The organism is Corynebacterium sp. (assembly GCF_030530965.1).
Lineage (GTDB): Bacteria > Actinomycetota > Actinomycetes > Mycobacteriales > Mycobacteriaceae > Corynebacterium.
Genome location: NZ_JAUMTY010000010.1, coordinates 50,469 through 54,797 on the forward strand (window position 1 = coordinate 50,469; position 4,329 = coordinate 54,797).

Genomic DNA, 4,329 nt, shown 5'->3' on the forward strand with positions numbered 1-4,329 from the left:
CGAGCACTCAGGCGCTCAACCCACGGGTGAGTGTCATCGTGCTTTGCGTGAACAGGGCCGAGGATGGATCCCTCACCAGCGTGATCGTCGACGAACATGCATCGGACACTGCGTGGCCCGTCGGCAACATCCGCAGGTGCACATCGACCAGCAGCCCAGGGGGGCGCGGCAGGTACGAACACATAGCCGATAAGCCCAATGAACGACACCGTCAACATGCCGGCAGCGAAGCGCGCGAAATCGGCGCGAGACCGGAGCCATTCGCCGAAGGCCATAATATATGGCGTCACAAAGTAAGAGATGTAGACAATGGCCAAGATAAGTTCCCACCACGGCGGGTTCTCGAAGCGAATCTGCTCCTGCAACCAGACCGTGGGGACGGCGCCGAACATCGCCTTATCGATATCCGGAGCTAGGTGCCAATGAACGGGCAGTCCAAGCTGCAAAGACCACGTTCTCGTGTTGTCATACGCAACAAGAAACAGGAAGAACGGGCTCCAGTCAACGATCAATTGATAGAGGTGGCGGCGTCCGATTGACAGTGCAGCAAGCCCGCTAGTTAACACAATAAACAGCGTTGAACGGCCAAAAGGCCATCCTCGAAATGTGATCCACGCTATGAGTCCAAGTACCCAGACAGAGACAGCAAGCCGACGGGTAAACGTGAGCTGTTTCGTCGACATGTACCTGAACGGTGGGAGGATGGGGCGAAACTCTTTCGGACTCTGTTTCGCTGGCCGAGAAGATTGAGATAGCTCAGCTTCGTGTGTGGGCTCCACAGATGGAACGCTGGTGGGACGTTCTCCTTCTGCCATAGTCCTGACATCCTTACTCTTCAAAAGGTGACAATGCTGAGCAGAGTCGACCGACAAAAGATAACGTGTCGAGGGTACTCGGCTTCACTCGACGTAATCCAGAAACACTGTTCATATGCGTCAAAGCACGTGAACCGATACACACAGGTACACACAAATGAGGGTTGAGAAAGCCTGCAATCGTCTCATGGCCGTGGTAAAGTCCTGAGCGATATCAACAATTTCACATCATTAGGAGTGACATCCTTTAACGGACTGCACCGAGAGGCAGGGAAGGAGGTCACGATGAATACAGCACGTACGTCTACGCCGACTACCGACGCGATGGAGACAGAAATTCTCTCATCCGACGACGTCGGCCGTACTGTTGCACGCATCGCGCACCAGATAATCGAAAAAACAGCACTGGATGCCGACGACGCCAAGCGCGTCGTCCTTTTGGGAATTCCCAGTGGGGGCGTTCCCTTAGCCGAGCGATTAGCTCACCTCATTCACGAGTTCGCGGGAGTCACAGTAGACACGGGGGCATTGGACATCACCCTCTACCGCGATGATCTTCGTCATAAACCCCACCGAGCTCTCCAACGCACATCAATTCCCGACGACGGAATCGACGGAAAAACCGTCATTCTTGTCGACGATGTTCTGTACTCCGGTCGGAGCGTGCGATCAGCGCTAGATGCGTTACGTGATATCGGTCGCGCCAGCATCGTCCAGCTTGCTGTCGTGGTGGACCGAGGTCACCGCGAACTGCCCATCCGCGCGGACTATGTCGGGAAAAATATTCCGACATCCCGTTCAGAAGACGTTATCGTCTCCCTTGAAGAACTCGACGGCCATGACGGTGTTGTGCTGCGCCGGCCAACTACCAGCGGTTCATCGTCGTCGGCGGACGAAACAGCGGGGGAGAACTCCGCTCATGAGGGGAGCAACTCATGAAGCACCTTCTCTCGATGGCGGATCTTTCTGCCGATGAAATCACTGGCCTCTTAGACGAAGCCCAGAACTTCAAAGAAGCTCTCGAAGGACGCGAACTCAAGAAGCTGCCCACCCTTCGAGGCCGCACAATCTTCACCGTGTTCTACGAAAACTCCACACGAACGCGATCCAGCTTTGAAACAGCAGGAAAGTGGATGAGCGCCGACGTCATCAACATCAGCGCATCATCGTCAAGCGTGAAAAAAGGGGAGTCCCTCCAAGACACCGGTTTAACTCTCACGGCGATTGGTGCCGACGCTCTCATCATTCGCCATCCCAGCTCCGGAGCGGCGCAACAATTGGCGCACTGGGTGGCTCCCAACGGGGACGGTCCCAGCGTCATCAACGCTGGTGATGGTGCCCATCAACACCCGACGCAGGCGCTGTTGGACGCGCTCACTCTTCGTCAACGCCTCGGTGGAATCGACGGGCGGAAAATCGTGATCGTGGGGGATATCCTCCACTCGCGCGTCGCGCGTTCTAATGCCGAGTTATTGACAAAACTGGGGGCGGAAGTTGTGTACGTTGCCCCACCGACGCTGCTCCCGTATGGGGTAGAGACGTGGCCGGTCCGGATTTCCTATGACATGGATTCTGAGCTTGCCGACGCCGATGCCGTCATGATGCTGCGTGTTCAAGCCGAACGCATGGCCGGAGGGTTCTTCCCCAGCCACCGCGAATACGCCACGTTATACGGAATGAGCACCGCGCGTGAGGCCAAGATGAAAGATAAGGCCATCATCATGCACCCGGGGCCCATGCTTCGCGGCATGGAGATTAATTACTCCGTAGCGGATGCCCCCCGAACTGCGGTTTTGCAACAGGTCAACAATGGCGTCCACGTCCGCATGGCGGTCTTGTTCTCGCTCATCATCGGTACCCACGGACAATCTCACACAACGAAGGAGTCATAAATTGAGTGCTCAGTCGTGGCCGGAAACCGGCACACAGGCACCACCTGCACGCGGTTCGATCCTTCTCACAGGAGTGCGCCCGTACGGTGAAGGCAACCCCACGTCGGTTCTGATTACCGACGGCGTCATCGCGGAAATTGCCCCAAAAATCGACGCACCCGAGGGTACTCAAGTTTTGGACTTGTCCGGTCAGGTTTTGTTGCCAGGATTCGTTGACATCCACGTCCATCTGCGCGAACCGGGCCGTGAAGATACAGAAACGTTGTTGACCGGCTCCCAAGCTGCAGCGCGTGGCGGTTTCACCGCGGTCTTCACCATGCCGAATACCAAACCCGTGATGGACGACCCATCCATCGTCGAATCGGTGTGGTACAAGGGGCAAAATATCGGCCTCTGCGACGTCCATCCCGTCGGAGCCATCACGAGACAACGTGAAGGGAAAGAGCTTGCTGAACTCGGCATGATGCGGAATTCAGAAGCTAAAGTTCGGATGTTCTCCGACGACGGAACATGCGTGAATGACCCCGAGGTGATGCGCCGAGCTGTGGAATATGCCAAGGGGCTCGACGTTTTACTCGCCCAGCATTGTGAAGACGCACGGTTAACCCAGGGGGCTGTTGCCCATGAGGGAACGGTCGCCGCTGAGCTCGGGCTTCGCGGATGGCCACGCGTTGCGGAAGAATCTATTGTCGCTCGCGATTCCATCATGACCAGGGACTATGGCGGTCGCGTCCATATTTGTCACGCGTCCACCGAAGGTACGGTCTCCTTGGTGAAATGGGCCAAAGAACAGGGACTTCCTGTCACCGCTGAGGTCACGCCCCATCACCTTATCCTTACCGATGAGCGACTCCGCACCTATGACGGTGTCAACAAAGTTAACCCGCCTCTTCGCGAAGAGCGGGATGTTCTCGCACTTCGTGATGCGTTGCGTGACCGCATTATCGATTGTGTCGCCACCGACCACGCCCCGCACGGATCCGAAGAAAAATGCTGTGAGTTCGACCATGCACGGCCGGGAATGCTGGGGCTGGAAACATCACTGAGCATCATCTCCCAGCTCTTTGTCGAAACGGGACTGGAAGATTGGCGTTTTGTCGCCACGGTGATGTCCGAACGCCCGGCAGAAATCGTCCGGCTTCCGGGGCAGGGCCGTCCTATCGCGGTTGGCGAGCCAGCCAACCTGACCGCGATTGATCCCGATCACCGGTGGGTAGCCAGCGGGAAGGACCTCGCTTCCAAAGCCGATAACACTCCGTACGAGGGCATGGAATTCCGCGCCAAAGTCACCACCACGATTCTCCGTGGGCACATCACCTGCCTAGACGGTGAAGCCTCCCAGCCCTTGGACAGAAAGGTTCACTAGTGAGTACATCGCCCACATCGCTACACACGACCGGCTCTCATTCCTCTCATGCCGACGCTCAGTCGGGGAGTCTTCCCGCCGTTCTCGTTCTCGCTGATGGACGCGTTTTCCGCGGCACATCCTTTGGGGCCACAGGCCGTGCCCTTGGCGAGGCCGTCTTCACCACGGGCATGACCGGGTACCAGGAGACGATGACGGATCCGTCGTATCGTCGTCAGTTAGTGTGCGCGACCGCACCACAAATCGGAAACACCGG

The 4,329-nt window shown here is 57.1% G+C and carries 5 protein-coding genes; 4 read left to right on the plus strand and 1 reads right to left on the minus strand.

Annotated elements, in window-relative coordinates:
- On the minus strand, positions 1-683 hold a 683-nt coding region (locus Q3981_RS03535), incomplete at its 3' end, for a phosphatase PAP2 family protein (protein WP_303123958.1).
- A 417-nt stretch (positions 684-1,100) separates the two neighbouring features.
- Between Q3981_RS03535 and pyrR the strand changes: the two genes are divergently transcribed.
- From pyrR to Q3981_RS03555, 4 genes are all read left to right on the plus strand, one after another.
- The gene (gene pyrR / locus Q3981_RS03540) at positions 1,101-1,754 is read left to right on the plus strand and encodes a bifunctional pyr operon transcriptional regulator/uracil phosphoribosyltransferase PyrR (protein ID WP_303123961.1); all 654 of its coding nucleotides are present in this window, start codon (positions 1,101-1,103) and stop codon (positions 1,752-1,754) included.
- A complete protein-coding gene (locus tag Q3981_RS03545; RefSeq protein WP_303123963.1) occupies positions 1,751-2,707 on the plus strand; it encodes an aspartate carbamoyltransferase catalytic subunit in 957 nt (318 codons plus the stop codon). The genes pyrR and Q3981_RS03545 overlap by 4 nt, the downstream gene beginning before the upstream one ends.
- 1 nt (position 2,708) lies before the next feature.
- The gene (locus Q3981_RS03550; protein WP_303123964.1) at positions 2,709-4,073 is read left to right on the plus strand and encodes a dihydroorotase; all 1,365 of its coding nucleotides are present in this window, start codon (positions 2,709-2,711) and stop codon (positions 4,071-4,073) included.
- Positions 4,073-4,329, plus strand: a 257-nt coding sequence (locus Q3981_RS03555) for a carbamoyl-phosphate synthase domain-containing protein (RefSeq protein WP_303123965.1), incomplete at its 3' end; no start/stop codon positions are given. The genes Q3981_RS03550 and Q3981_RS03555, both read left to right, overlap by 1 nt.